22 protein-coding genes are annotated in these 24,588 nt (G+C 56.5%); 11 read left to right on the top strand and 11 right to left on the bottom strand.

The genetic code is table 11. From position 1 onward, the window contains the following. Position 1: 1 nt before the first annotated feature. The 6 genes from exoK to bioB all read right to left on the bottom strand — a co-directional run bounded on the left by exoK (position 2) and on the right by bioB (position 7,136). Positions 2 to 835, bottom strand: coding sequence for an endo-1,3-1,4-beta-glycanase ExoK (gene exoK, locus PQU98_RS09860; protein WP_272744773.1), 834 nt, complete (start codon positions 833 to 835; stop codon positions 2 to 4). 281 nt (positions 836 to 1,116) lie between these two features. Next, positions 1,117 to 2,265, bottom strand: a complete 1,149-nt coding sequence (locus PQU98_RS09855) for a glycosyltransferase (RefSeq protein ID WP_272744772.1) — start codon at positions 2,263 to 2,265, stop codon at positions 1,117 to 1,119. Positions 2,266 to 2,402: 137 nt separating this feature from the next. After that, positions 2,403 to 3,389, bottom strand: a complete 987-nt coding sequence (locus tag PQU98_RS09850) for a glycosyltransferase family 2 protein (RefSeq protein WP_272744771.1) — start codon at positions 3,387 to 3,389, stop codon at positions 2,403 to 2,405. 40 nt (positions 3,390 to 3,429) lie between these two features. Next, positions 3,430 to 4,740, bottom strand: a complete 1,311-nt coding sequence (locus tag PQU98_RS09845; protein WP_272744770.1) for an O-antigen ligase family protein — start codon at positions 4,738 to 4,740, stop codon at positions 3,430 to 3,432. After that, complete coding sequence (locus PQU98_RS09840; RefSeq protein WP_272744769.1) at positions 4,737 to 5,993, bottom strand: glycosyltransferase family 2 protein; 1,257 nt, start codon at positions 5,991 to 5,993, stop codon at positions 4,737 to 4,739. Before PQU98_RS09840 ends, PQU98_RS09845 begins: the two co-directional genes overlap by 4 nt. 156 nt (positions 5,994 to 6,149) lie before the next feature. Next, complete coding sequence (gene bioB, locus PQU98_RS09835) at positions 6,150 to 7,136, bottom strand: biotin synthase BioB (RefSeq protein ID WP_272744768.1); 987 nt, start codon at positions 7,134 to 7,136, stop codon at positions 6,150 to 6,152. Positions 7,137 to 7,412: 276 nt separating this feature from the next. On the opposite strand from bioB, the gene PQU98_RS09830 reads away from it, so the two are divergent. Both PQU98_RS09830 and ahcY read left to right on the top strand, forming a co-directional pair. Then, positions 7,413 to 8,066 (top strand): exopolysaccharide biosynthesis protein, encoded by a 654-nt coding sequence (locus PQU98_RS09830; protein ID WP_272744767.1) that lies wholly within the window; start codon positions 7,413 to 7,415, stop codon positions 8,064 to 8,066. An 82-nt stretch (positions 8,067 to 8,148) separates the two neighbouring features. Further along, positions 8,149 to 9,540 (top strand): adenosylhomocysteinase, encoded by a 1,392-nt coding sequence (ahcY, locus tag PQU98_RS09825; RefSeq protein ID WP_272744766.1) that lies wholly within the window; start codon positions 8,149 to 8,151, stop codon positions 9,538 to 9,540. 711 nt (positions 9,541 to 10,251) lie between these two features. On the opposite strand, the gene PQU98_RS09820 is transcribed toward ahcY, so the two are convergent. Together PQU98_RS09820 and PQU98_RS09815 are read right to left on the bottom strand one after the other, a co-directional pair. After that, positions 10,252 to 10,650 carry a DUF3597 domain-containing protein gene (locus PQU98_RS09820; protein WP_272744765.1) on the bottom strand — a complete coding sequence of 133 codons (399 nt, stop codon included), beginning with the start codon at positions 10,648 to 10,650 and terminating at the stop codon, positions 10,252 to 10,254. 175 nt (positions 10,651 to 10,825) lie between these two features. Next, entirely contained in the window at positions 10,826 to 11,626 is an 801-nt protein-coding gene (locus tag PQU98_RS09815) for a class I SAM-dependent methyltransferase (RefSeq protein ID WP_272744764.1), read from the bottom strand. Positions 11,627 to 11,750: 124 nt separating this feature from the next. On the opposite strand from PQU98_RS09815, the gene PQU98_RS09810 reads away from it, so the two are divergent. Continuing rightward, entirely contained in the window at positions 11,751 to 12,875 is a 1,125-nt protein-coding gene (locus PQU98_RS09810) for a serine hydrolase domain-containing protein (RefSeq protein ID WP_272744763.1), read from the top strand. 157 nt (positions 12,876 to 13,032) lie between these two features. On the opposite strand, the gene zapE is transcribed toward PQU98_RS09810, so the two are convergent. Then, the gene (gene zapE / locus PQU98_RS09805; RefSeq protein ID WP_272744762.1) at positions 13,033 to 14,148 is read right to left on the bottom strand and encodes a cell division protein ZapE; all 1,116 of its coding nucleotides are present in this window, start codon (positions 14,146 to 14,148) and stop codon (positions 13,033 to 13,035) included. Between the two features lie 251 nt (positions 14,149 to 14,399). On the opposite strand from zapE, the gene PQU98_RS09800 reads away from it, so the two are divergent. From PQU98_RS09800 to rarD, 3 genes are all read left to right on the top strand, one after another. Then, positions 14,400 to 14,825 (top strand): response regulator, encoded by a 426-nt coding sequence (locus PQU98_RS09800; RefSeq protein ID WP_272744761.1) that lies wholly within the window; start codon positions 14,400 to 14,402, stop codon positions 14,823 to 14,825. A gap of 148 nt (positions 14,826 to 14,973) precedes the next feature. Continuing rightward, positions 14,974 to 16,002: an aspartate-semialdehyde dehydrogenase gene (locus tag PQU98_RS09795; RefSeq protein ID WP_272744760.1), complete on the top strand. Its 1,029-nt coding sequence runs from the start codon at positions 14,974 to 14,976 to the stop codon at positions 16,000 to 16,002. 203 nt (positions 16,003 to 16,205) lie between these two features. Then, positions 16,206 to 17,060, top strand: coding sequence for an EamA family transporter RarD (rarD, locus tag PQU98_RS09790; RefSeq protein ID WP_272744759.1), 855 nt, complete (start codon positions 16,206 to 16,208; stop codon positions 17,058 to 17,060). Here the strand turns inward: rarD and PQU98_RS09785 are convergent. Together PQU98_RS09785 and PQU98_RS09780 are read right to left on the bottom strand one after the other, a co-directional pair. After that, the gene (locus tag PQU98_RS09785) at positions 17,050 to 17,871 is read right to left on the bottom strand and encodes an HpcH/HpaI aldolase/citrate lyase family protein (RefSeq protein ID WP_272744758.1); all 822 of its coding nucleotides are present in this window, start codon (positions 17,869 to 17,871) and stop codon (positions 17,050 to 17,052) included. The genes rarD and PQU98_RS09785 overlap by 11 nt on opposite strands. A gap of 9 nt (positions 17,872 to 17,880) precedes the next feature. Then, positions 17,881 to 18,915, bottom strand: a complete 1,035-nt coding sequence (locus PQU98_RS09780; protein ID WP_272744757.1) for an aldo/keto reductase — start codon at positions 18,913 to 18,915, stop codon at positions 17,881 to 17,883. 158 nt (positions 18,916 to 19,073) lie between these two features. On the opposite strand from PQU98_RS09780, the gene PQU98_RS09775 reads away from it, so the two are divergent. From PQU98_RS09775 to PQU98_RS09755, 5 genes are all read left to right on the top strand, one after another. Then, positions 19,074 to 19,820, top strand: a complete 747-nt coding sequence (locus PQU98_RS09775) for a Bax inhibitor-1/YccA family protein (protein ID WP_272744756.1) — start codon at positions 19,074 to 19,076, stop codon at positions 19,818 to 19,820. Between the two features lie 156 nt (positions 19,821 to 19,976). Beyond that, a complete protein-coding gene (locus PQU98_RS09770) occupies positions 19,977 to 21,671 on the top strand; it encodes an alkaline phosphatase D family protein (RefSeq protein WP_272744755.1) in 1,695 nt (564 codons plus the stop codon). Between the two features lie 64 nt (positions 21,672 to 21,735). Next, on the top strand, positions 21,736 to 22,272 hold the full coding sequence (locus tag PQU98_RS09765) for a DUF1993 domain-containing protein (protein ID WP_272744754.1): 537 nt from the start codon (positions 21,736 to 21,738) through the stop codon (positions 22,270 to 22,272). 225 nt (positions 22,273 to 22,497) lie between these two features. Next, entirely contained in the window at positions 22,498 to 23,937 is a 1,440-nt protein-coding gene (locus PQU98_RS09760; RefSeq protein WP_272744753.1) for a hypothetical protein, read from the top strand. A gap of 24 nt (positions 23,938 to 23,961) precedes the next feature. Beyond that, positions 23,962 to 24,588: a glycoside hydrolase family 19 protein gene (locus PQU98_RS09755; RefSeq protein WP_272744752.1), complete on the top strand. Its 627-nt coding sequence runs from the start codon at positions 23,962 to 23,964 to the stop codon at positions 24,586 to 24,588.

Below are 24,588 nucleotides of genomic sequence, written 5' to 3'. Positions count from 1 at the left end.
CTTAAGCTCCGTTGAGTTTGCAGACCAATGAGTCCGGGAACTGGCAGGCATCGCCCGGACGGGTATAGGCCACCCAGTCGACCTCCATGACCAGCGGGCCGCTAGGTTCGATGAAGGTTCCCATCCAATCCGTCAAGCTATTGCTGCCCCACAGGCTGAAAAAGATTTTCTGAGCATTGGACGGCAGCGGGGCTGGGCTTGAGATGGTGTGCACCAGTTTCCCGTTGACATAGTATTTCAGACTGTCCGGCGCCCACACAAAGGCGTAGTCCAGGAAGTCGCTGTCGGCCGGATAGGGCAGCTTGGGCAGGGTCGCCCCCACGCCCTTGGCATTCACATAGCCGCCGGTTTGGGCGACGGTCGTGTCTTTCAACAGCACTTCCCAGTCAATCTCATCGTGCGGTTTGCCGTGGGTCGGGCCGATATAGGTAAAGAAAGCACCGTTCAGGCCGGAGCCCTTGGGCGTTTTCATGCGGGCCTCATAGGTGCCGTAGCCATAGGTGGCGCGGGTCTGCACTTCGCCGCAGCTATAGAGACGGTCGGCCATCGGCTTTTTCTGAAATCTGAGCTTAAGCTTGCCGTTGTGGGCAAAAGACTCATGGTGAGACCAGCCGCAATTCTGATGCGGGCCATTGCTCCAGCCGTGCGCGACGTACCAGCGCGATAAGTCCAGCCGGTCAAAGCGATCAACGAACGAGGCGGCGCCCGTGACATCAGGAGAGGTTACATTAGGGGGTGGCGGCGTTGTACTTTGTGCAGTGGCAAACGGCATGCCCGGCAGGGACGCACTGGCAAGGGCGGCAATAAAAAAGCGTCTGAGCAACGGGCCGGTCATGGAATATCTCCGCAGATGAACTGACAAACGGGGGCCTGACAGACGCCGTGATCCGCAAAGCGGGCCTTAAGCCTGAGGTCATCAGACTAACAAGCGCGCAAATATAATCAACCCGCGACCGTAACAGTTTTGTATGCGGACGCAGCATAGCGCTGTAATAGAGTGAATTTAATCCGGCTTGTCGCTTTGTAAGCACAATGCCGCAGGCGTTTTCAGGAGGCTGAATATTATCGGTAGGATATCCTATGTTACCTTTCAGCCCATAAAAAACGAATGTGGTTTCACACCGATTTAAGGTAAAGATCGTCCCAATAGGTTGAGGCAGGCTCATGGCCGAAACGGGCCTGAGAGCCGGCTTTGGCCTGCCGGCGCATATGGCGGTATTGTTCGGGGTATTCCAGAAGTTGCTCCAGACGGTTGACCGCTTCAACGGCGAAGCGTTCAACATTGGCCGCGAACAGGGCCTCAAACTTAACTGTGCCGCGGGCAAACCAATGGGGACGCCAGTCGGGATCGCCTTCGGTGACCGCCGGATCAAGCATAATGCCGTTAACGCCATCTTCTATAAATTCAGGCAAGGCCCCTTGCGCGGAGGCAATGACCGGGGTGCCGAGCGCGAGGGATTCAATCGCGCTGTAACCAAACGTATCCGAAAAGGTCGGAAGGGCCGACGCATAGCTTTCACCCAGCAGCTTCATCACCCCGTCATTGGCCAGAGTCGGGATATGGCGAACATTGGGCAGGTTCAGCAATTTGAGATAGGGCGCGTAGAAATCCGGATTCGTCGGGTCAGACCAGATGTGGCCGCCGTACTGAAGCGAAGATACGATTGTAAAGGTGAACGGCAGCTTGCGTTGCAGGCTCAGTTCAGCCATGCGCGCCATCGTGCAGCCGCCTTTGCGGGCAAAGTGATTGCCGACAAAGCTGATCTGGTAGTTATGCGCTAAATCATTTTCCTCATCTGCACCGGTGTGCGGGTCGGGGATGATCATGTTCGGGTAGCGCACCTGCGTCTTGGCCCGCAAAATCTCTTTTTCGCTGGCGCTGAGATGGCTGGCCGCCAGGTCGCGTTCAAAGTTACGCAGGGCATAATTCGATATGGCGATGATCTGACGGCATTTGGAAGACAGCAGGCGGCTATATAAAAAGTGATGATAGGCCGGCTTGTTTTCGATCCCGAAAATACGCGGCAGGTGCGATTCAAACCCGATCACGAAGGGCTTTGTGGTGACGGGCACGCGGTTGAAGGCGTGAAGCATATCGCAGTTTATTTCGTCGACCGGATTAAAGACTGTCACCCCATCCAGCGTGCTGCTCAGCCGGTTGAACGGGACAAACCGCCGATTGCGGATCTTGTGACGTGAGCGGCGCGGGCCGTTAAACGCCCACGGATAGCCGGTCGGTGCCAGCACTTTGATCTGTCTGTTCATCGTCAGGTCTCGAAGTGATACTACAGGCCAGGTAGAGAGCAAAAGCTATACCAACACAGATACTATCATCTCCAGGGTGACGATGCCTTCACACGTCGCGGTGGAAACGTATGTTAACCATACGCCTAATTAAATAATTATATAGTGGAATTTTTAACCATTTCATCGAAATCGGTCGCGGTTTTGCCTCCGAATCGGATCAGGGCACCGCGTAGGGCAAGCTCAAGGGCGTCTTTGAGCGGGACATGACGGTTAGGGCCTGCCAGATGCGCCTTGATCAGGCCACGGGCGCGGCCCTCAGCCGGTGTGGCGAAGGCCGGATTGGTCATAAAGCCGCGTCTCACCTGCGGCGTAGTCTGCTGCCAGGCTGCGCGCTGAAGCATCTGGATGGCCCGCTTGAGGTTGAGTTCACGGCGCATATAGGCGGCTTTATCGCCATCATTGCGGGTAGTGGCGGCCTCATTTTCCATCCATACCGCCAACGGTTTCATGGCGACATAGATGGGCTCGGTCAGGATATAGGTGCGGATATATTCCTGAAGCACGGCCGTGCAGGTGCAGGTGATCTCGATCGGGCTTTGGGCATGGCGTGTCCAGAACAGGCCGCCGTTAGAGATGCCAATGCCCATGATCAACGACAAGCGAAACATTTCGGGGGTGTATATGCCGTCTTTGAACAGGTGATCGAGTACACCCTCAACGCTTAAGGTCGGGACTTCGACATGGCTGTTGAACTCGGTAATCTGGTTGCGCAGGACCAGATTGACCTTGTGTTCGCGGGCGACCGCAATATTTTCAGCCATAAATTCCGGCAGCAGGTAATTGTCGTCTTCCAGCACGCAGAAATAGTCAGCGTCACGCGGATTACTCAGGCTGAAACAGGCATTGATGTTGCCGGAGGCGTATCTCTGGGGCTTGTTCTGAGTGTAGTGAATGCGCGGGTCATTCAGGGCCTGCACAACCTCACCGCCGGCGGCATCCGGGTCGTCGTCATAGATGTCGCATACCCAATCCGTCCACGTCTGGCTTTGCAGTGACTTTAGGGCCCGAAGCAGCAGATCGGGGCGCTTATAGGTCGGGACGCGCACATGGACGAGGCCGTTTTGGGCCGGAATTGGCGACATAATAAAATACCTTTAGAACTATACTTAAATAATAAAAATATCAGGCAGAGGCTTCGGGTTCAGGCGCTGCGGCCGGAGCCGGCCCGTGAACCGCGCGTCGCGTCCTGCGCGTGCGTGACGACGGGCGGGGCTCAGGCTGCTCTTTTTTCAGGCTGTAGACACAAATGGCATAGATCAGAATAGACACATCGCTGAAGCCAAAGAAGAGCTGCACCTCCCCAAAGCTGCGGTAGATGATGAACAGCAGGAACATGACGAAAAACATTTTTTCGGTGCTGGGCGTCATGATCAGCTTGTGTATCGCAGCGATAAAGGTGCCGTAGAGGATAATCGACTGAATGGCGACACCGATCAGGCCGATTTCAACGGCGTTTGAAATATAGAGATTATGAAAGTGGAAGCCGCCGCCGGATTTAACCCCAAACTTGAGCCACAGGGCTTCGGCATCCGGGTTGCCGACCACCCAGTAGGCGCGGTAGCCGATGCCCAGCAGCGGATGCTCGGCAATATGGGCAAAGGCAATATCCCATAATTCCGTGCGGCCGGTAAGCGTCGGATCCTTGCCGAAATGCCGCAGAACGCTGGCAAAAATATCGCTGAAATAAGGGGCCAGCGCCAGACCGGCCACAATGGCGGCCCAGGTGCCAAAGGTCAGCATCGCGATCCGCTGAACAGGCTTCCAGCCGCGCGTCATCTGAAACAGAACCATCAAAAGCACCGGCGGCACCAAGCCCATGATCACGCCTGCCGATTGCGCCTTAAGCAGCAGGAACGGACATATGGACATAATGCCAAGTGCCACGATTTTCAGGGTCAGCTTCATCCGTTTTTCGTAGAGCATGGCCAATGAGAACAGAAAGACCATAGCGATGACGGTTGCAAAGGCGTTCTTACTGGCAAAAATCCCCTGCCAGGCCGCCCCGGACGGGCGGGCGCCAAACAGCAGGCACAGGCCAAGAACCATCACATTGCAGACAAACAGAATGAAAAACAGATTGCGGGCCGGCACGCGCGACGCAATCACGATGGCAATGATCAGGGACAGGGCCAACTGAAAGCCCTGTCGTGCGCTGACCGCCGGATATTGCGACCAGAACACTGACAACAGGCAATAGACCGGCAGGATCAGCAAAAACCAGTGCTTGTTGAGGGTGGTCAGGCTGAGTTTGGTGCGGTGAAGCATTAAAAACGCGCCGAATATCAAAAAGGCCAGCGCCGCCGCGGAGGTGAACAGCGGTTCCAGCATCAGGGCGGCCAGACATAAAAAGGTCAGGACGATCGGAATATTGATGCGCAGAATAATGCCGGGATCATAGGGCACCCTGCGGCCTTCACGGTGCGTGGTGGTCATGACTGCCCTCTTTCTTCGATTTCGTCCCTGACAGGGTTGCAGGGCCAGACGGGATTGCAGGGTAAGTAGCCTGCCGCATTGACAGAGGCGTAGCCGTCGCAAATGGTCATCAGGGTTTCACGATCGCCCAGAGGCGCCGTTATCGCCCACAGTTCGCGGTATCTGGCCGGGTCTGTCAATGATGGCTCCGTCAAAAAACCTTCAGGCACAGTCTTAAGGATGACATTATCAGCCCCCCGCTGGCTGGCAATAGCCTTAAGGCTAGTGAGGGAATCTGCGTCGGGGGCTTTATCGCTGAGGATGAGGGCGCTGGCGGATATAGCGGCCGCTGAAACGGCAGGGGCAGGTGCGACCTGACGACTTTTGCGTTCACAGAATGAGCGGTAAAGATTTTTGATCAGGGCGGGGGATTTGGTGAGTATGCCAACCGCTTCTGTGAGCCGCTTTGCCTTGATGGCGGCCACTAACCGCTCATAGGCCAGATCGGTTTCCATGCCTTTCAGACGGGCCGTAAGCGCAGTTTGCACCGGCGCTGGGTGCGGGCCACACTCAGCGGCAAAGCGGTGATGATTATCGATCATGTCGCTGAGGATCGTCTCGGACATACGGTGCGAGATCGAACCGCCATGACGGCGATACAGATAGGTCGGATCGGGCACGACATAGCCCTTGGCCCCGCCCGCCAGCAATCGCACGACCAGATCGTAGTCTTCGGCGACCTTAAGGCCGGTGTCGTAGCGCAACTCCCCCAGTCGCGCCCGCCGGATGAGCGGCTTGAGATAACCGAGCGTCGGCAAGCCGCTGCGGGCCGTATTGGCGCGAATGAACAACTCGGTCGTCAGCTCAAACGGCTGGGTCAGGCCGTGGTCCAGCATCAGGAAGGATATCGGCTGGCTGCCGTCATCATGAAAATGCAGCAAGTCATCGGCGACCAGATCGGCATTGTGATCGTCTGCGGCCTTGAGTAGCCGCTCCAGCCGCTGCGGGTGCTGGTAGTCATCTGAATCAACAATGGCAACCCACTCCCCGCGGGCGGCATCGAGCGCTCGGTTGCGAGCCTTGGCCGGGCCGCCATTTTGCGGCGCTTCGATCAGCCGGATCCGATCGTCTTTCTCCATCACAGCGCGGATAACCGCCACACTGTCATCGGGTGAGGCATCATCAGAAACGATGATTTCGATATCGCGAACGGTCTGGGACAGTCCCGAGGTCAGCGCTGCCTCAAGGAACCGCCCACCCCGATAGTTGGCCATGATTATGGACACTAAGGGACGGCCAGTTACGCAGGGCGGGGCTGGGGGCGAGGCGGGGGGCAAGGTCATCCTGATCCGGTTTTATCGCAGATATGGGACGACTTTAGGGCGGATGTGTTTACGCTCTGTAAACCCTTGCTGCGATGCGGTGGATAGTTAAGTCATTGCCATCGGTTTAAGGCCCAGTTCGGCAAACAGATGGGCGTCCGAGCCGCGCTCCGGGTTGGGCGTAGTCAGCAACTGATCGCCGACAAAGATCGAATTGGCGCCGGCCATGAAACTTAAGGCCTGAAGTTCTTCGCTCATCTCATTCCGGCCGGCCGACAGGCGCACCATAGAGCGCGGGCAGACGATGCGGGCCACCGCGATCGTGCGCACGAACTCGATGCCGGAAATGCCGCCCTCACTGCGGGCCTTGTCGCCCAGAGGGGTGCCCGAAACCGGCACCAGATTATTGATCGGGATCGAATCCGGGTGATGAGACATGGTCGCCAGTTGATGCAGGAACGAGACGCGGTCGGCGCGGGCCTCCCCCATGCCGGTAATCCCGCCGCAGCAGGTTTTCATGCCAACATTTTTGACAGCCTCCAGCGTATCGAGCCGATCCTGATAGGTGCGGGTGGTCACAACCTGTTCGTAATATTCCGGCGAGGTATCAAGGTTGTGGTTGTAGTAATCAAGGCCTGCGTCTTTCAGCGCCTTCGCTTGCTCCGGCGTGATCATGCCGAGTGTGGCGCAGGTCTCTAAGCCCAGAGCCTTCACGCCGCCGATCATGTCGGCCAGCGCCGGAACATCGCGGTCTTTCAGATCACGCCAGGCCGCGCCCATGCAAAAGCGCTGGGCCCCGCCGTCACGGGCCGCTTTGGCGGCGGCTAACACTTCACCCGTCTCCATCAGTTTTGACGCCTTAAGGCCGGTTTTAAAACTGGCCGACTGCGAGCAATAACCGCAGTTTTCCGCGCAGCCGCCGGTCTTGATCGACAAAAGCTGTGAGAGTTGCACTTCGGATGGATCAAAGCTCTGGCGATGGATCGTGGCGGCGCGATACAACAATTCCATGAACGGCAGGTCGAACAGGGCGGCGATCTCATCTTTCGACCAGTCATGACGGACAATGGCGAAACCGGGGCTGGTATCGGGCATGGAATAGTACCTTATTCTCCTCCCTGTGCGCAGCATGGGAGGTGGCGGTGAGCGTAGCGAAGCGACGGAGGGGGATAAAACCAGACGTTCAGTCCGTAAAACCTTGAGATGCCATCCCCCTCCACCATCTCGCAGGGCTCGATGGTCCCCCTCCCCATGCCTTCGGCACAGAGAGGAGAGGTTGGTTTGCTCTATCGCGACCGGAGAGTAAGGTCAAACCGACTTGCCAAATCAGCCAGACTATTCTTTGCTGTGAACCTTAGTGTGGGGAACAATATGCCCAAGGGCCAGCACCGGATTCCGGCATCTCAAATCATTGATGAACTGGCGGGTGGCCTTGATGGGGAGCGAGTCAGTGTCGGCGACCTGCTGGCGCGGCTGGAAGGGCGCGGGATCGGGCTGCTGCTGATCATACTGGCCCTGCCGATCTGCATCCCCAATGTGCCGGGTATTTCAACTATTTTTGGCCTTTTGCTGCTGCCGCCGTCGATCCAGATGCTGTTGCATCATAAGGCGCTATGGATGCCGGGTTTCGTCAAGCGTTGGGATTTCAAGGGCGATGATTTCCGCAAAGTGCTCAGGGCCTGCGCAGTCGTATTGCGCAAGGTTGAGTATCTGGCACGGCCCCGCTGGACGTTTCTGACGCGCGGGCCGGCGATGGTGTATCTGGGCTTACAGACCCTCGTTCTGGCCCTGATTCTGCTGCTGCCCATGCCGGGGGCCAATGTCATTCCCGGTGTGGCGGTGGTGCTGACCGGCCTTGCCATACTGCAACGGGACGGGCTGTTTATGCTGGCAGGGCTTGCGGTGGCGGCAGGGGCCGTGGCGTGGGTCTACTACTTTGCCCACTATGTGATCGATTTCACGCTCTGGGCCTATCAGGCCAGTGTCGGCTGGGTTGAACAGATCGTTCAGAATTTGCCCATATAAAGATATCTTTATATGTTTATTGCATTGGTCTGCCGTGCCCGTTATAAGGCCATAACGATTGTAACCACATGAGGCCGACCCGATGGGCGATTTTATTGTCAAAGACCTGAGCCTGGCGGCTTGGGGACGTAAGGAACTGGATATTGCCGAAGGCGAAATGCCCGGCCTGATGGCCACCCGCGCCGAATATGGCCCTAAGCAGGTTCTCAAGGGCGCGCGCATTGCCGGTTCCCTGCATATGACCATCCAGACGGGCGTGCTGATCGAAACCTTGCAGGCTCTGGGCGCCGAAGTGCGCTGGGCATCGTGCAATATCTTCTCGACTCAGGATCATGCCGCCGCCGCCATTGCCGAGCGCGGCACGCCGGTATTTGCCATCAAGGGCGAAACGCTGGAAGAATACTGGGACTATGCCCACAAGATTTTCGAGTGGCATGACGGGGGGTATCCCAACCTGATCCTCGATGACGGTGGCGATGCGACGCTTCTGACCGTGCTGGGCCCGAAGGCTGAAGCGGACGCGACCCTGCTCGACAATCCGACCAATGAGGAAGAAGAAGCGCTCTATAAGGTCATGAAGCGCTACCTCAAGGAAAAGCCGGGCTTCTATTCGGCCATCCGCGACGCCATCATCGGCGTGTCGGAAGAAACCACCACCGGCGTTCACCGCCTGTATCAGATGGCCCAAAAAGGCGACCTGCCGTTCCCGGCCATCAACGTCAATGACTCGGTCACCAAGTCGAAGTTCGACAACCTTTATGGCTGCCGTGAATCGCTGGTCGACGCCATCCGCCGCGCTACGGATGTGATGCTGGCCGGTAAGGTCGCGGTCGTGCTTGGTTACGGCGATGTCGGTAAGGGCTCGGCCGCCTCTTTACGTAACGGTGGCGCGCGCGTGATTGTCACCGAAGTCGATCCAATCTGCGCCCTGCAGGCCGCGATGGAAGGCTATGAAGTCCGCACGGTTGAGGAAGTGGCCTCACAGGGCGACATCTTCGTCACCGCCACCGGCAACAAGGACGTGCTGCGCCTTGAGCACATGCGCGCCATGAAGCACAACGCGATTGTCTGTAACATTGGCCACTTTGACTCTGAGATTCAGGTCGCGTCTTTGCGCAATTTCAAGTGGGACGAAATCAAGCCGCAGGTGCACCACGTTGAATTCCCGGACAACAAGAAGATCATCCTTCTGTCCGAAGGCCGTCTGGTTAACCTCGGCAACGCCACCGGCCACCCGTCGTTTGTGATGTCGGCGTCGTTTACCAATCAGACTTTGGCTCAGATCGAGCTGTGGACCAACAACAAGGCTTACGCAAAACAGGTCTATACCCTGCCGAAGAAGCTGGATGAAAAGGTGGCATTGCTGCATCTTGAAAAGCTGGGGGCCAAGCTGACCACGCTTAATCAGGAACAAGCGGATTATATCAATGTGCCGGTCGAAGGCCCGTTCAAGCCGGAGCACTATAGATACTAATATCGAAAGTCCTTCGCTGACGCTCAGTGTACTTTCGATATTGAAGGATAAGAAACCCCAGGCCGATGGTCTGGGGTTTTTGTTTGCCGATTGCCCCCTCCGTCTTTCTCGCTGCGCTCAAAAGCCACCTCCCCCGCGTCGCTACGCTTGCAGGGGCGGAGGAATTATGCTGACCTTCTCCTCCCCTGTTTACGGGGGAGGTGGATGCGAGCTTTGCGAAGCAGACGGAGGGGGCATGAAGCACTGGGCGAACTCTTTAGGCACTTCAGCAAAGACTGCGTTAGGTTTCTGTATAGTAATAACTTTGTTTGCTTTTTTATATGTTGGCGGGAGGGCCCTGCCGAGGGGTGCGCACGATATAATGTCTAAATCAGACTGTATTCTGATGAGTAAAACCTATGAAAAGAAATTTCTTCGAGAACAAAACTTTAAGCATCGTTGTTCGCGCGAAGCGGGGAGGAGTTCATATATCTCAAACGCTATCCCTTACATGAATAAGGACATTATTGAAGATTATTACGGTGATCCGCTATTGATGCGTTCGGTGGAAACGCCCCGATATTCCCTGTTAAGATTTAGGGCTAATGTATATTATAGTGACACTGGATATGATCGACACAGTGGCTCCAGAGGAGTGTGCCGCTACATTAATCTTGGGTTTAAATGGCAGATTTTAGGCTGTCAAAAACTTATGATTTCTTGAGCAAAACCCTAATCCTTCAACTCATTCGGCACCTTGCCGCCATTTTCGGCCAGCTTTTTCATGACCTGTTTGTGCAGCCAGATATTGTCATCGGCTGAGCCATCATAAGCCCCACTGAAACCCAGTTCCTCCGCCAGTTCTTTACGCGCTGAATAGCTGGAATCGAGATCAAGCAGCTTCATCAGATCCACGATCGAGGTGCGCCAGTTAGACGGCTGGCCATAGTCTTTGGCCGCCTGTTCCATGATCGCTTCGACATCGACGGGTTCGAGCACTTCAATGGGCGCGGGTGCTACGGTCGGCGCGGGTTGGGCAGCCGCCGGAGCGGATGGCACAGCTTGCGGCGGCGGGGTGGCCGCTTTTTTCTTTCCGAAAATAGCGTCCTTGATGGCAGAGAAAATACCCATGATCCGGCTCCTTGGAGCGCATTCCGAAAAGTGTGAAGCGGTTTTCGGATAAAATGCGCGTTAAAAATGATGGCGTGTTAAGGTCAAACCCTAACACGCCACAGCAGCCGTATCTTGTGCGCCGGTATCACAATATCCGGCGCAGCCTGTTTGTAAGGAACTTATCAGGTGTGGGTCACTTCACCTTTTTGAATTTCAAGGTCATGCGGTCGGATTCACCAATCGCATCATATTTGGCGCGGTCGAAATCCGCCGCCGGTTGCTGCCCGCGGGCGGCACTCTGGCGGATGGGTTTCAGCGTCCAGACGCCAAACGGATGATCACGCGTGTCCTTGGGGTTTGCGTTGATTTCGGACTTGGCGACCAGTTCAAACCCGGCCTTTTTTGCGGCGTCTATTACATAGGATTCCGGCACATAGCCGGTGCCTGCCTTTGGGTCAGAACCTTCAGGCGCGCGGTGCTGCTCGACCGCTAAAATCCCGCCTGGCTTCAACATGGTATTGAACGCCGTCATATAGGCTTCGGTCGTGCCGTCCTGACGGGCCCAGTTATGAAACATACGGGCCACCAGAACCATGTCGGCTGATCCGGCAGGCACCTCATTGACCGAGGGCGACAGGGCATAGGCTTTGACGGTGCCAACCACGACCGGATCACCGGCGGAATAGCCCGTCACATTCGGTGCGGCCGCCACATAGGCCCCGCCGGTTGCCTTTGCGTAAGGGGCCAGAATTTCGGTCCACCAGCCTTTATTGCCAGGATTGACATCGACCACGGTCATGCCGGGTTTCAGGCCCCAGAAGGCAAGGGCCGCTTCCGGATGACGGTAAGCGTCGCGGGCGGCATTTTCAGGTGTGCGCCACGATCCGGTAACGGCAGCTTTCAGGGCGGCATCTGCGGCAACCGCCGGAACACTTACGCTCACCATAGCGACACCCATAAGGGCTGCGCCGAACATCCGATGGAAATTGGTCATGAAATAGCTCCCGTGATTTCTACTGATTTAACGTGATTAGAACCGCATTCCGTCGGCTTATCAATATTGCCGTTTCCCGCGACGCGGGATAAACACAATCGTGTTGGTTAAGGGGAACGATTTCATGACGGATATTCACGGGTTTGCAGCGGCTCATCTCGGCCCCGTCAAGGATGCTTTTGCTGCTAATTTCGCTGAAGGGCAGGAGCGCGGGGCGCGCTTTACGGTGGTGCAGGACGGGGAAACTATTCTCGACCTGTGGGCCGGATCGGTTGATCGGGGTGGCGAGGTGCCGTTTACCGATAAGACTCTGGTGCCGGTGTTTTCCTCGACCAAGGCGGTCACCGCGCTGATGATCGCGCGGCTGGTCGATCAGGGTAAGCTTGATTATGAGGCGACGGTGGCCTCTTACTGGCCGGAATTTGGCCAGAACGGTAAAGAGACCATCACCTTGGGGCAACTGATCTCGCACCAAGGCGGGATTCCAGGTTTTGATCCGCCGCGTGCGCCGGAACTGTGGTTCGATATTCCGGCGGTGCTGGAGGCGATCTGTGCGCAGGCCCCGCTGTGGACGCCGGGTGAAGGCTCCGGCTATCATCCCTATACGACCGGCTTTGTGCTGGGTGAGCTATTCCGCCGCGTTGATGGTCGTACACTCGGTACCGCGCTGCGTGAAGATATCGCCACAAAATACGGCCTTGATCTCTTTATTGGCACACCGGAAAGTGAGTTCGGCCGGATCACTGAACTGCAAAAACCCTCAGCCGTGCCCAATTTCGGTGAGGTCGATGACATCAAGAAAGCTGCCTTCCTGAATAAGGGCGCCTTCCCCGGCGGTCGTGGGTCATCCGAATGGCGCTCACTTGAGATGCCGGCGGCCAATGGCCATGCCACGGCTGAGGCCCTGGCCAAATATATGAACATCATCGCCACGGGTGGGTTTATCGGCGGTGATCGGGTAATATCCTTGAGCGCGCTGGGGCAGGCTCTGCGCGAGCGCGTCTATGGCCCCGACCGCGTCCTGCCCTATAGGCTGTCGTGGGGGGCGGGGTTCCTGCGCAACAAGAACATCCTGATCTATGGCAAGAATGAGCGCGCCGTCGGCCATTCTGGTAATGGCGGGTCGATGCTGATGGCTGACCCCGATAAGAAGCTGTCGGCATCCTATGCCATGAACCGGCAGTCTAACTACCTGATCGGTGACCCGCGCCCGGTGCGGCTGATGGATGCTTTGTATACCGCTGTATAAGAACGCTGCATTCCTTCTCCCCGTCATACGGGGAGAAGGTGGGCTGACATCGAAGATGGCAGGCCGGATGAGGGGCAAAATCTATGCACGGTGCGATGACGTTTGTTTGTTAAGCCCCTCACCCCAACCCTCTCCCCGCCAGCGGGGAGAAGGAGTCTTAGGCGATTTTGGCCAAATAGGCTTCTGAGCGCATTTCCTCAAGGCGCGAGACCGTGCGTTCAAACTCGAATGCGCCGTCGCCCTTAGGGTAAAGATCGGCGGGTTCCGCTTCGGCCAGTACAACCAGTTTGGTACCGGCCTCATAGAGCGCATCGATCAGGGTCACAAAGCGCTTAGCTTCGTTGCGCTTATCGACACTTAAGCGCGGCACATAGTCAATAAAGACGGTGGTGAAGCGCTCAGAGATCGCCAGGTAATCCTGCGCACCGTTATTGGCCGCGCACAGTTCGGCAAAGGAAGCCCGCAGCAGTGGCCCCGCCGCGCGGCGGAACTCCAATTGGCGTTCATTGACTTCCAGATGGGCGCCGGTCTCAGTCAGGTTTTTGGTCAGTTTGGCCCACAACGCATTGAAGGCCGCGACTTCAGCATCGGACTCTGACGGTGTAAAATAGACCTTGGCCCCTTTCAGGCGATCCAGTCGGAAATCCTTGGGCCCTGTGACCTCCCACACCTTCATCCGCTCTTTGATCATCTTGATGAAGGGGACGAACAGGTCGCGGTTCAGACCGTTTTTATAGAGATCGTCGGGTGCGCGGTTGGAGGTGATGACGACGATCACCCTGCGCGCAAATAAGGCTTCAAACAGCCGCCCCAGCATCATGGCATCGGCAATGTCGGTGACCTGTAGTTCATCAAAACACAACAGCTTCGAGCGCTTCGCAATCAGACCTGCAATCGGCGGGATCGGGTCATCGCCCTTATGGGTGCCGAAAATGGTTTTGCGGGTCTTCGCGTCACTTTCGCGCCATTGTTTCACATACCCATGCACTTCAGCCATGAAAGTATGAAAATGGATGCGGCGCTTGGACGGAAACCTGATTTGATCATAAAACAGGTCCATCATCATCGACTTGCCGCGTCCGGGCAGGCCCCACAGATAAAGGCCGTAAACCCGCGGGCTGATGCCTAAGAACTGCCGCCAGAAGGATTGTGAGCGGTAAATCTTACCTTCCAGCTTAATGAGCACATCAATCGCCGCGCTCTGGGCAGGATCAGGCGTAAGGTCACCCGATTTGATCAGGCGTTTGTACTGGGATTTGATGGCGCTGCTCATGCCGTACGACTTAGCAAAACTTCGTGAGGTTCGCGTTAAAAAAATGCCGCATATGCGTAAACGCCGGATACTGTGTCAAATCGGTGCGCTTATCGCCCGGTAACATAAGGTTTTAAGCCTGCGGATCGGTTTTTTGCACACCCCCTGTTAACCCTTAACTGGCAGGGTTTTTGCTGGCTTTGTTTCGGAATGTTTCATTTTTGGAAAGCCGCGTGAATGGCGATGAAACATCGATACAAAGGGAGTGTCCGATGAAAGTTTTGTGCGTTGAGGATAACAATACCCATTCCCGCATGATCGACCTCATGCTGGCGGCGACCGGGGTTGAGGTCAATTTTGTCCGCAATGGCGAAGAGGCGGTCGAGGCCTATCAGGAAGACGAATATGACGCTATCCTCATGGACATTCAGATGCCGGTGAAGTCAGGCATAGAGGCCACCCGCGAAATCCGCCAGATCGAAGAGGGCTTTCACCTCAGCCACTGCCCGATCCTGCTGGTGACCAGCCATGATGACGAAGACCACATCAACGAGGGCCATGCCGCCGGTGGCGACGGTTTCCTGAAAAAGCCGTTTACATCTGAGGGGCTACTGGGGGCACTGGACCGCGTACTCATCGGGGCCAACCGCATGGGGCTGCACAGCGTGCTCAACGCCAGTCAAATATCCTTTCGATAGTTCTGCTGAATAACCAGATCACGAAAAAGCGTTTTCATTATCCACACACTGCTGTATAGGGCGCGCATCCGTTTTTGCGTGCGCGGTCGAGGTCGAAAAGCACGCATATCGGCCGCAGATTACGGCCACCTTTTAAGGAGTATGCGCGATGTCTTATCGTGTAGCTGTTGTGGGCGCGACCGGCGCCGTGGGTCGTGAAATGATGACGACCCTCGAAGAAGTCAATTTCCCGATCAAGGACATTTACGCCGTCGCTTCGCGTAAATCGGTCGGTATTGAGATTAGCTTCGGCAACCGCACTCTGAAATGCGTGGATCTGGAAACCTTTGACTTCACTAAGGTCGATATCGTGCTGATGAGCGCGGGCGGCGACGTGTCCAAGGCCTGGTCGGAAAAGATCGGCAAGCTTGGGCCCATCGTCATCGACAATTCCTCGGCCTGGCGTATGGATCCTGACGTGCCTTTGATCGTGCCGGAAGTGAACCCGGACGCCATCTGGGACTGTAAGAAAAAGAACATCATCGCCAACCCGAATTGCTCGACCATCCAGATGGTTGTGGCCCTAAAGCCGCTGCATGATGCCGCCACGGTTAAGCGCGTCATCGTCTCGACCTATCAGGCGACTGCCGGTGCGGGCAAGGAAGGCATGGATGAGCTTTGGGATCAGACCAAGGCCGTTTACGGCATGGGCGAAAAGGCCCCTAAGAAGTTCACCAAGGAAATCGCTTTCAACGTCATTCCGCACATCGACGTCTTCATGGAAGACGGTCAGACGAAGGAAGAGTGGAAGATGAAGGTCGAGACGAAAAAGATTCTCGATCCGAACATCGAAGTGTTCGCCACCTGCGTGCGCGTGCCGGTGTTCGTTGGCCATTCGGAATCGATCAATGTCGAGTTCGAGAACCCGCTCGACGAAGACGAAGCCCGCGAAATCCTGCGCGAAGCCCCTGGCATCGCCGTAGTCGATAAGCGCGAAAACGGCGGCTATGTGACACCGAAAGAGTGTGTCGGTGAATTTGACACCTTCATTTCGCGCCTTCGCAAAGACCCGTCGGTCAAGAACGGTCTCGCCTTCTGGTGCGTGTCCGACAACCTGCGCAAGGGCGCGGCACTTAATGCCGTGCAGATTGCACAGCTTCTTGACGAACGCGGGGTTCTGACGCCAGTGGATGCTTAAGGTCACTTACAATATGTGATCCTTTTCAACCGGCAGAACCCCAAAGGTTCTGCCGGTTTTTCGTTGTTTGACCCTTCATAATCCTGTACCCGATCCTCCTGTATCGTTTGATACATTTTAAAAAGTGTAATGCCATGTCTCCCTCCGGCACCTCTTCACCCCCTTCCGGTTCTTTTCTGACTTCGCCCATTGGGCTCGCCATTATGTGCTATGGCGTATGGGGCTTTGCGCCGCTCGCCTATCTGCCGCTAAAGGCCATCGATGCGGGCGCGCTGGAGATTATGGCCCACCGCTCGGTCTGGGCGCTGTTGTGGACCACAGGTCTGGTTATCCTGACCAAGCAGTTACCCGAAGCGCTGTCCTATTTCGCAAAGCCTAAGCTGGCGCTAATGCTCCTGTTGTCATCGGTGATGATTGCTATCAACTGGGGCGTTTTTGTGTGGGCGGTGACCAATCAGCACACCATGGAAACCTCGCTCGGCTACTATCTCAACCCGCTGATCAATATGGCGGTGGGGGCAGCGTTTTTCCGGGAACGGCTTGATATCTACGGCAAGATCGCCATCGGCATGGCGGTGGTCGGCGTCGGGGTTCAGGCGCTGGCGCTGGGCCATATTCCCTATATTGGGCTGACGATTGCGCTCAGTTTTGCGGCCTATGGCATCATCCGTAAGCAACTGGTGGTGACCGCGCTGGGCGGCCTGTTTGTGGAATGTGTCTTCCTGTTTGTACCGTCGATCATCTATCTGTGGTGGTTTGAAGCGACGGGGCAGGGGCATTTCTTTGATGCGCCGTCCAATGCCTTCTGGTTCTTTGTGACCGGGCCGGTAACGGTACTGCCGCTGGCGCTGTTTTCATTCGTGGCGCGCCGGTTAGCCCTGTCGACTATGGGCTTTATCCAGTTCATCGCGCCAACCATCAGCTTCTGCATCGGCCTGTTTCAGGGCGAACTGTTCACTCCGCTTAGGGCCCTGTCGTTTGCCTTTATCTGGGGCGGGGCACTGATCTTTGCGTTTGGGGCGTGGCGGCGGTTTCGGGCGATCAAGGCTACAAGTTGAGAATTTCGAACGCCCGCTTAAGATGCAGACGCTCGATCATCTCACCGTTCACCGACACCACACCGGCCGATACGTTTTCCGGCTGCTCATAGGCCGCCAGCACCGCCTGCGCCCATTTGATTTCATCGGCATTGGGCGAAAAAGCAACCTCGCAGCCTTCGATCTGGGCCGGATGGATCAGGGTCTTGCCATCAAAGCCCAGCGCCTTGCCCTGCATACATTCGGCGCGGAAACCGTCCTCGTCCTTAAAGGCATTATAGACGCCATCGAGTGCGATCAGGCCGTAAGCGCGGGCATAAAGCACGATCTGGCTTAAGGCATAGCTCAGTTCTGCCCGCTGCGGCGTTGATCCGGCACGCAGGCCATTGCGCAGATCGTTCGGCCCGGCGATAAACCCTTTCAGCGGTTGCTTAGCCTTAAGGCGGGCAATATCTGGCAATCTGACCACACCCATCGGGGTCTCGATCATCGCCCACAGGTCGACTTCGGGCATCATAAAGGCCATGTCCTCAATGGCTTGCGGACTGGCGACCTTGGGGATGACAATGCCGTGCAGCCGTCCGGCGGCAAACAGATCGCCAAACGCTTTTAAGTCGGGTTCCGCCGTTTCCGGATTGACCCGCACCATGCGGTAGGGTGTCACGAAATCCCCGGCGCCCGCGGTTTCAATCAGCCCTTCCAGCGCTGCGGCCTTGACTGTATCGCCGACCGCGTCTTCAAGGTCAAAGATCAGGGCATCGGCCTTAAGATTATGCGCTTTGGACAGGGCCTTGGGATTGCCGCAGGGGATAAACAAAACGGATCGGAACATGGGAAACCTTTACGCTGCGGGACTTCTGTGGATTTTGAACACCTTATCGACCTGGGCCTCCAGTTTCTTGGTCCACTCAAGGTCAAAGGCGTCGATGTCGGTTTTAAGCTGTTCCATTGTCGTGGCCCCAATGATGGTTGCGGTCACAAACGGGCGGCTATCGACGAATTTCAGGGCGAACTGCTCCGGCGACCAACCGAGCGATCGCGCCAGTTCCACATAGGCATCAATGGCCTCAATCCCGCCCGGTCGCTCATAGCGGCCTAGTCGCTCGAATAAGGTTTTGCGCGCCCCTTCGGGACGGGCGCCGCCTTGATACTTTCCGGTCAGATAGCCCTGCGCCAGCGGCGAATAGGCCAGCAGCCCGACCTGTTCGCGCAAAGCGACCTCGGCCAGCCCGTATTCAAACACGCGGGTGACGAGGTTGTAACAGTTCTGGATCGACGCTGGACGGGGCAGGGCGCGTTTATCGCTTTCGGCAATAAAGCGCATCAGGCCCCACGGGCTCTCATTCGACACGCCGAAATGGCGGATATTGCCCTTTTTGATGTGGGCATCGAGGCTTTCCAGAATGGTCTCAAACGCCTCATAGTCGGCGTCGTAGTCAACATAGCTGTGGAAGCCAAACCCCGGATAGCGCCGGTCGGGCCAGTGCAACTGGTAAAGGTCGATATAGTCAGTTTGCAGGCGTTTCAGTGAACCTTCAATCGCCTCATCGATATGGGCGCGGGTGTGGCGCGGACCACCTCTGATCCACTTCATCATATCTTCGCGGCCGGTGACCTTGGAGGCCAGAACGATGTCCTTGCGCTTACCTGTCGCCTTGAACCAGTTGCCGATAATGGTCTCAGTCGCCCCGTAGGTTTCGGCCTTGGGCGGGACGGCGTAGACCTCAGCGGTGTCAAAAAAATTGACGCCGCGGGATACCGCATAATCCATCTGGGCGTGGCCTTCAGCCTCGGTATTTTGTTGCCCCCAGGTCATGGTGCCCAGACACACACGGGATACCTTAATGCCGGTGCGGCCCAGTTCGGAATAGTGCATTAGAAACTCTCAAATTTCATAGGTTTGGCGTCTATCACAAAGCCTTTATGGAATTGTGAAGGTAGGGTCTTGCGAAGGCATGGTCGTTCGACCATATAATATGTTAAACTTAAGCCTGACTTCCATATAGTTGGAACCGGAAAAGGGAATTTATTCTTATGAGTGACTATAACGGTCAATACTCTTCTACCCCGACAGTGGACCTCGCCTATGACGAGGGCCTGCGCAAATTTATGCTCGGCGTCTATAACAAGATGGGGCTGGGCCTTGTGCTTACGGGCGCACTCGCCTGGGCCGCCGCCAATGTGCCGGCGATTCAGCAACTGATGTTCAACATCACCGCTGATGGCCGCTTTGCGGGCTACACTATCCTTGGATATGTCATCACCTTCGCCCCCGTCGTTATTCTGCTGGGCGCAGGCTTTGTGATGAAAAACCCGACGGTCGCGACCACAACCGCCCTTTACTGGGTGGTTGTCGCTCTGATCGGCCTGTCGACAGGGGCTAACTTCCTCATCTACACAGGCGGTTCGATCGCCACGACCTTCTTTGTGACGGCCGCCGCCTTTGGTGCGCTCAGCCTGTTTGGTTACACCACCAAAAAGGATCTGTCGGCCTGGGGCAAGTTCCTGTTTATGGCTGTGATCGGCCTGATCATTGCCTCGCTGGTCAATATGTTCATGAAGTCGCCGATCTTTTATCTGCTGATCTCAGGCGCTGGCGTGCTGATCTTCTCGGCCCTGATCGCTTTTGAGACCCAAAGCCTTAAGCGCACCTATTATGCGCTGGGCGGCGATGAGGCCGGTACAGCTATGGCCACCAACTATGGTGCGCTGTCGCTCTACATCAGCTTCATCAACCTGTTCCAGTTCCTGCTGGCCTTTATGGGCGTGCGCCGGGATTAATCACGTCTCAGACTGACGAAAAGAACCCCTCCGGAAGCCAGACCGGAGGGGTTTTGCGTTAACCCTTTGCACACAAAACCATCACAGATGTGCAATACCCCTGACATCGACGCGGTTTACTGAACCGTTCTGATCGCTGGATCAGGGGGCTAGATTATGAAGCTGTCGCGTCGTCGTGCGTTACTGTCACTGGCTGCCGTAGGTAGCGCACCCGCCTTGGGGGCGTCTGAGGTTTCGCCCCAGCTCAAAGGCCTGCACTTCGCCCACGGTGTCGCTTCGGGTGATCCGCTTAAAGACCGTGTGATCCTGTGGACGCGCCTGACAGGCGCGCAATCCCCAACCGAAGTCGCCTATGATATTGCCGCCGATGAGGCGTTTGGGCAGATCATCACCTCCGGTAAGTTCACCACTGATGCGGGCCGTGACTATACGGTCAAGGTCGATGCGGCAGGGCTGAAACCTGGCACCCATTATTATTACCGTTTCCGCACCGGTGAGGCCATTTCCCCCACCGGACGCACCCAAACCCTGCCCGAACATACCGATAAGCTGGTCATGGCGGTGGCGTCGTGTTCACTGCATCCGAACGGCTATTTCAATGCCTATAAGGCCATTGCCGAATTGCCTGAGGTCGACGTGGTCGTACATCTGGGCGACTATATTTACGAATATGGCGCCGCGGTGACCGCCTACGGCATGACCAATGGCCAGATGCTGAGCCGCATCCCTCAGCCGCCCCATGAGATCGTAAGTCTGGATGACTACCGCCTGCGTCATGCGCAATATAAGGCCGACCCAGATCTTCAGGCCGCCCATGCCCGTGCGCCGTGGATCTGCGTATTCGACGATCACGAAATCACCAATGATCCGTGGGTAAATGGTGCCGAAAACCACAATGCCGGCGAAGGCGACTGGTTTGAACGTAAAGCGCGCGGCTTAAAAGCCTACCGTGAATGGATGCCGATCCGCGACCCTAAGCCGGGGCAATTGTCGGAGGCCATTTACCGGTCGTTCCGCTTCGGCAAGCTGGCCGAACTGATCATGGTTGAGACCCGTCTGCTGGCACGCACCAAGCAGCTTGATTACCAGCATGATGTCGAAATGATCAGCCTGCCCGACGGCACGCGTCGACTTGATGTTGAGGCTTTCCGCAAAAAGCTCAATGATCCGGCCCGCGAACTGTTTGGGCCTGAGCAGCGTCAGTGGTTGAAATCAACCCTGCAATCATCAACCGACAACGACGTGCGCTGGCAGGTGCTGGGCAATCAGGTCGTCATGGCCCGCGTCGCTGGCCCCGATGTCAATAAGGTGCTGGGGCCTGAGAAAATCAAAACCCTCATGCCGCTGATGCCCGAAGAGGCGCAAAAATATCTGACCGCCATGATGGGCCTGTTTAGCCAGAACCCGCCCCTGCCGCTTAATCTCGATGCCTGGGATGGTTATCCGGCCGAGCGTGAGCGCTTTTATGACATGATCAAAGCCACAAATGCCCGCGCCGTGGTGATTTCGGGCGACAGCCACTGCGCCTGGGCTAATCAGCTTCATGATGCGCAGGGTGAACGGGTGGGGGTCGAACTGGGCGCCACCTCGATCACCAGCCCGACCCGCTGGCTGGATAAGATCCTGCCGGGCTATGAATTGGCCAAGGGGCTGGCCGAGGTCAATCCGGAAGTCATTGATGCTGATGATAATTATAATGGCTTTATCCGCCTGACCTTGACGCCTGAGCAGATGATCGGTGAGTGGATGACGGTATCGACTATCACCTCGCGTGAGTTCACCACGGCGTCGCAAAAGACCTTTGTGGCCCGCGCCGAAGATAAGCGTGCGGGGCCGCTCACAGTCGTGTGAAGGGCTTGAAAACGGCGCGGTTCAGGCGCACCTCATTATCATCAATTTGATTGAGGATTGAACCATGTCTCTGCTTGCTCCTGAAAAACCCGCCGTCACCGTGGATATGTATTCCATGACCGTTCCCGTTCTGGTACGGGCGCTCAAAAACCTGTCGCATCTGCTCGATAAGGCCGAGGCTCATGTCGAGGCTAATGGCTTAAAGCCCGAAGACATGCTGGGGGCGCGCCTGATCGAGGATATGCTGGCGCTTGTCAATCAGGTGCAATTGGCGACCGATACAGCCAAGGGCGCGGTAGCGCGTCTTACGGGCGTCGAAAACCCCGCCTTTGCCGATATCGAAACCACCTTCGATGAACTTCATCAGCGCATTAATAAGACGATCGAGTTTATTAAATCCGTTGACCGTGACCTGTTTACAGGCGCGGAAACCCGCGATGTCACGCTGAAAGTGCGCGGCGGAGAACTGCATTTCAAAGGCTATGACTATCTGACCGGCTTTGTGCTGCCCAACCTGTTTTTCCACGTCACGACGGCTTATGGCATCATCCGTCATAAGGGCGTCAAGATCGGTAAGCTGGATTATCTCGGCCCGCGTTAAGTTTGTCGCGCATCTTTTTCCAAAAACCGCGCCACACTTTTTGGGATGCGCTCATCAGCCAAAATTGCCACAGCCCTGCGCGGATTATCTGCGCAGGGCTTTGTCGTCATTGAACTGTGGTTAATTTTGGTTAATACTCAACATCAGTAGGGTGGCGTTAGCGTGTGGGTAAGGGGTTTCCGGCGAATGCGGAAGCGTAAGGCGGCCTGAACGGCTGGGGGTGAAATGGTGTTTCCCGATTCCATAGAGGTGGCGGCTGGGCTGGTCTTTGTGTACCTGCTGATCAGCGTGATCACCACCATTGCGCGGGAATCGCTGGAAGGCTTTGTCAAAAGCCGGGGCCGGATGCTGGAGCGCGGCATCACCGAAATGCTGGGGCGCCATCATGGGCGTGGCGCTGAGAAATATGCGCTGGTCAAGGAGTTCTATACCCATCCCCTGATACAATCCCTGTATCAGGGCGATTATTCGACGCCGGATAAACGCAAATTCCGCGCCGGACGCAACCTGCCGTCCTATATCTCCTCCAACAGCTTTGCCGCCGCCCTGCTTGATATTGTCGCGGACAAAGGCGGCTATTCGACGGTCGAGGGCCGCGATGTCAACAACCTGCTGGAAGCCTCTGAGCGTCTGGAAGATCAGCGCCTGAAAAAGGTCGTGCAATTTGCCCTGTGCTCCAGCGGCGGCGACTATGTTCAGGCCCAGAAGCAGATCGAAAACTGGTATGACGCCTCAATGGTGCGGGTGTCGGGCTGGTACCGGCGCGATACCCATAAGATCGTGTTCTGGTCGGGGCTGGCCGCCTCGGTCATTCTCAATATCAATACGTTCGTCATTGCTGACAGCCTGTATCGTGACCCGACCTTGCGTAAAGTTGCGGTGGCCAAGGCCGAAGCCTATATCGAACACAGCCGCGTCCAGACCGAACCCCGGCCGATCACGATTGACGCCCTGCCGTCGTCTCAGGTCGCTGCCGATGTCTCGACCGCAGCCGTGCCGGCTCTGGTCGCCCCGCCGGCGGTTCTGGCAGAACCGGCACCCAATGCCGATATGGCCAAGACCTGGCAAAGCCTGAAAACCGAAAAAGACTATATCGATACGCTCGGCCTGCCTCTGGGCTGGAATGACAATACGCTGGGGTCGATGGAGCGGTTCTTCAACATCGCCGTACCGGAAGACGCCGCAGATACCCCGGCAGAAACCCCCGTGAACACGACCGGCGTGCAAGGCTGGTTCGGCACTCAGTTTAATTATCTGGTCAAGCTGCTGGATGTGCGTATGGATGCCGAGGATGCCTTGGTATTCGGCGGCAATTTCCTGCGTAACAGCATTGGCCTGATGACCATCATGCTGGGCTGGCTGATGACGGCGTTTGCTATCACGCTTGGGGCGCCATTCTGGTTTGATATCCTAAATCGCCTGATGGTGATCCGCTCGACCCAAAAGCCCAAGGATGCGACCTCGACCGGCTCGCCCAATATCTGGAATCTGATCAACCCTAATGATCCGCCGTCACCGCCTGCGGCCGCTGTGGTCAACTATTCCGGCGGCTATGTATCCTCAGCCTCATCCCCCCTGATTACCGCGCGCCTAGTCTCAAAGCCAGAGGATCAGGAAGCTTTGGCGGCTATCGATCCGCATGATCGACCCAGAGAAGATAGTTAAGAGAAGACAGCTAGGGGCTGAAACATGGTGGATGTTGTTCAGGCGCATTTGATCGCCATGGTGCCGAAAATCCGGCCTGACCGGGCCTTAAGCTATGCCGACGCGATCAATGATGTGCTGGCCGATGCCGAGATTGATACGGCGCAACGGCTGGTGCATTTCATGGCCCAGATCGCCCACGAAAGTGCTGGATTTTCGGCACTGGTCGAGAGCACCAACTATAAAAATGCCGCCTATCTCGATAAAACCTTTGGCAATGTCAAAGGCCTTGCCCACGCGCAGGCCCTGATCGCCAAGGGGCCGGTCGCCATCGGCAACTGCATCTATGCTAACCGGCTGGGCAACGGCAACGAAGCCTCCGGTGACGGTTACCGCTATCGTGGGCGCGGCTTCATGATGATCACGGGTAAGAATAATTACCGCGAAGTCGAAGCCTATTCCGGCCTGCCGGTCATCGCCCATCCCGAACTGCTGGGGCAGGCAGGCCCTGCGGCACAGGCGGCGGCGCGGTTCTGGCTGACGCGTAATATAAACTTAGCGGCGGACGCTGATGACATTGCCGAAGTCACTCGCCTGATCAACGGTCCGGCGCGCCACGGTCTTGACCAGCGCCAGGTCTGGCTGAATAAAACCAAGGCGATCTGGCTTTAA

The organism is Asticcacaulis machinosus (assembly GCF_028550435.1).
Classification (GTDB): Bacteria; Pseudomonadota; Alphaproteobacteria; order Caulobacterales; family Caulobacteraceae; genus Asticcacaulis; species Asticcacaulis machinosus.
Note: the sequence above shows the minus strand (reverse complement) of the source record. Positions and strands in the feature narration are given on the sequence as shown.

Coding starts and splice junctions, on each gene's coding strand:
- exoK (WP_272744773.1), bottom strand. CDS start 835: ATGACCGGCCCGTTGCTCAGACGCTTTTTTATTGCCGCCCTTGCCAGT.
- PQU98_RS09855 (WP_272744772.1), bottom strand. CDS start 2,265: ATGAACAGACAGATCAAAGTGCTGGCACCGACCGGCTATCCGTGGGCG.
- PQU98_RS09850 (WP_272744771.1), bottom strand. CDS start 3,389: ATGTCGCCAATTCCGGCCCAAAACGGCCTCGTCCATGTGCGCGTCCCG.
- PQU98_RS09845 (WP_272744770.1), bottom strand. CDS start 4,740: ATGACCACCACGCACCGTGAAGGCCGCAGGGTGCCCTATGATCCCGGC.
- PQU98_RS09840 (WP_272744769.1), bottom strand. CDS start 5,993: ATGGCCAACTATCGGGGTGGGCGGTTCCTTGAGGCAGCGCTGACCTCG.
- bioB (WP_272744768.1), bottom strand. CDS start 7,136: ATGCCCGATACCAGCCCCGGTTTCGCCATTGTCCGTCATGACTGGTCG.
- PQU98_RS09830 (WP_272744767.1), top strand. CDS start 7,413: ATGCCCAAGGGCCAGCACCGGATTCCGGCATCTCAAATCATTGATGAA.
- ahcY (WP_272744766.1), top strand. CDS start 8,149: ATGGGCGATTTTATTGTCAAAGACCTGAGCCTGGCGGCTTGGGGACGT.
- PQU98_RS09820 (WP_272744765.1), bottom strand. CDS start 10,650: ATGGGTATTTTCTCTGCCATCAAGGACGCTATTTTCGGAAAGAAAAAA.
- PQU98_RS09815 (WP_272744764.1), bottom strand. CDS start 11,626: ATGACCAATTTCCATCGGATGTTCGGCGCAGCCCTTATGGGTGTCGCT.
- PQU98_RS09810 (WP_272744763.1), top strand. CDS start 11,751: ATGACGGATATTCACGGGTTTGCAGCGGCTCATCTCGGCCCCGTCAAG.
- zapE (WP_272744762.1), bottom strand. CDS start 14,148: ATGAGCAGCGCCATCAAATCCCAGTACAAACGCCTGATCAAATCGGGT.
- PQU98_RS09800 (WP_272744761.1), top strand. CDS start 14,400: ATGAAAGTTTTGTGCGTTGAGGATAACAATACCCATTCCCGCATGATC.
- PQU98_RS09795 (WP_272744760.1), top strand. CDS start 14,974: ATGTCTTATCGTGTAGCTGTTGTGGGCGCGACCGGCGCCGTGGGTCGT.
- rarD (WP_272744759.1), top strand. CDS start 16,206: ATGTGCTATGGCGTATGGGGCTTTGCGCCGCTCGCCTATCTGCCGCTA.
- PQU98_RS09785 (WP_272744758.1), bottom strand. CDS start 17,871: ATGTTCCGATCCGTTTTGTTTATCCCCTGCGGCAATCCCAAGGCCCTG.
- PQU98_RS09780 (WP_272744757.1), bottom strand. CDS start 18,915: ATGCACTATTCCGAACTGGGCCGCACCGGCATTAAGGTATCCCGTGTG.
- PQU98_RS09775 (WP_272744756.1), top strand. CDS start 19,074: ATGAGTGACTATAACGGTCAATACTCTTCTACCCCGACAGTGGACCTC.
- PQU98_RS09770 (WP_272744755.1), top strand. CDS start 19,977: ATGAAGCTGTCGCGTCGTCGTGCGTTACTGTCACTGGCTGCCGTAGGT.
- PQU98_RS09765 (WP_272744754.1), top strand. CDS start 21,736: ATGTCTCTGCTTGCTCCTGAAAAACCCGCCGTCACCGTGGATATGTAT.
- PQU98_RS09760 (WP_272744753.1), top strand. CDS start 22,498: ATGGTGTTTCCCGATTCCATAGAGGTGGCGGCTGGGCTGGTCTTTGTG.
- PQU98_RS09755 (WP_272744752.1), top strand. CDS start 23,962: ATGGTGGATGTTGTTCAGGCGCATTTGATCGCCATGGTGCCGAAAATC.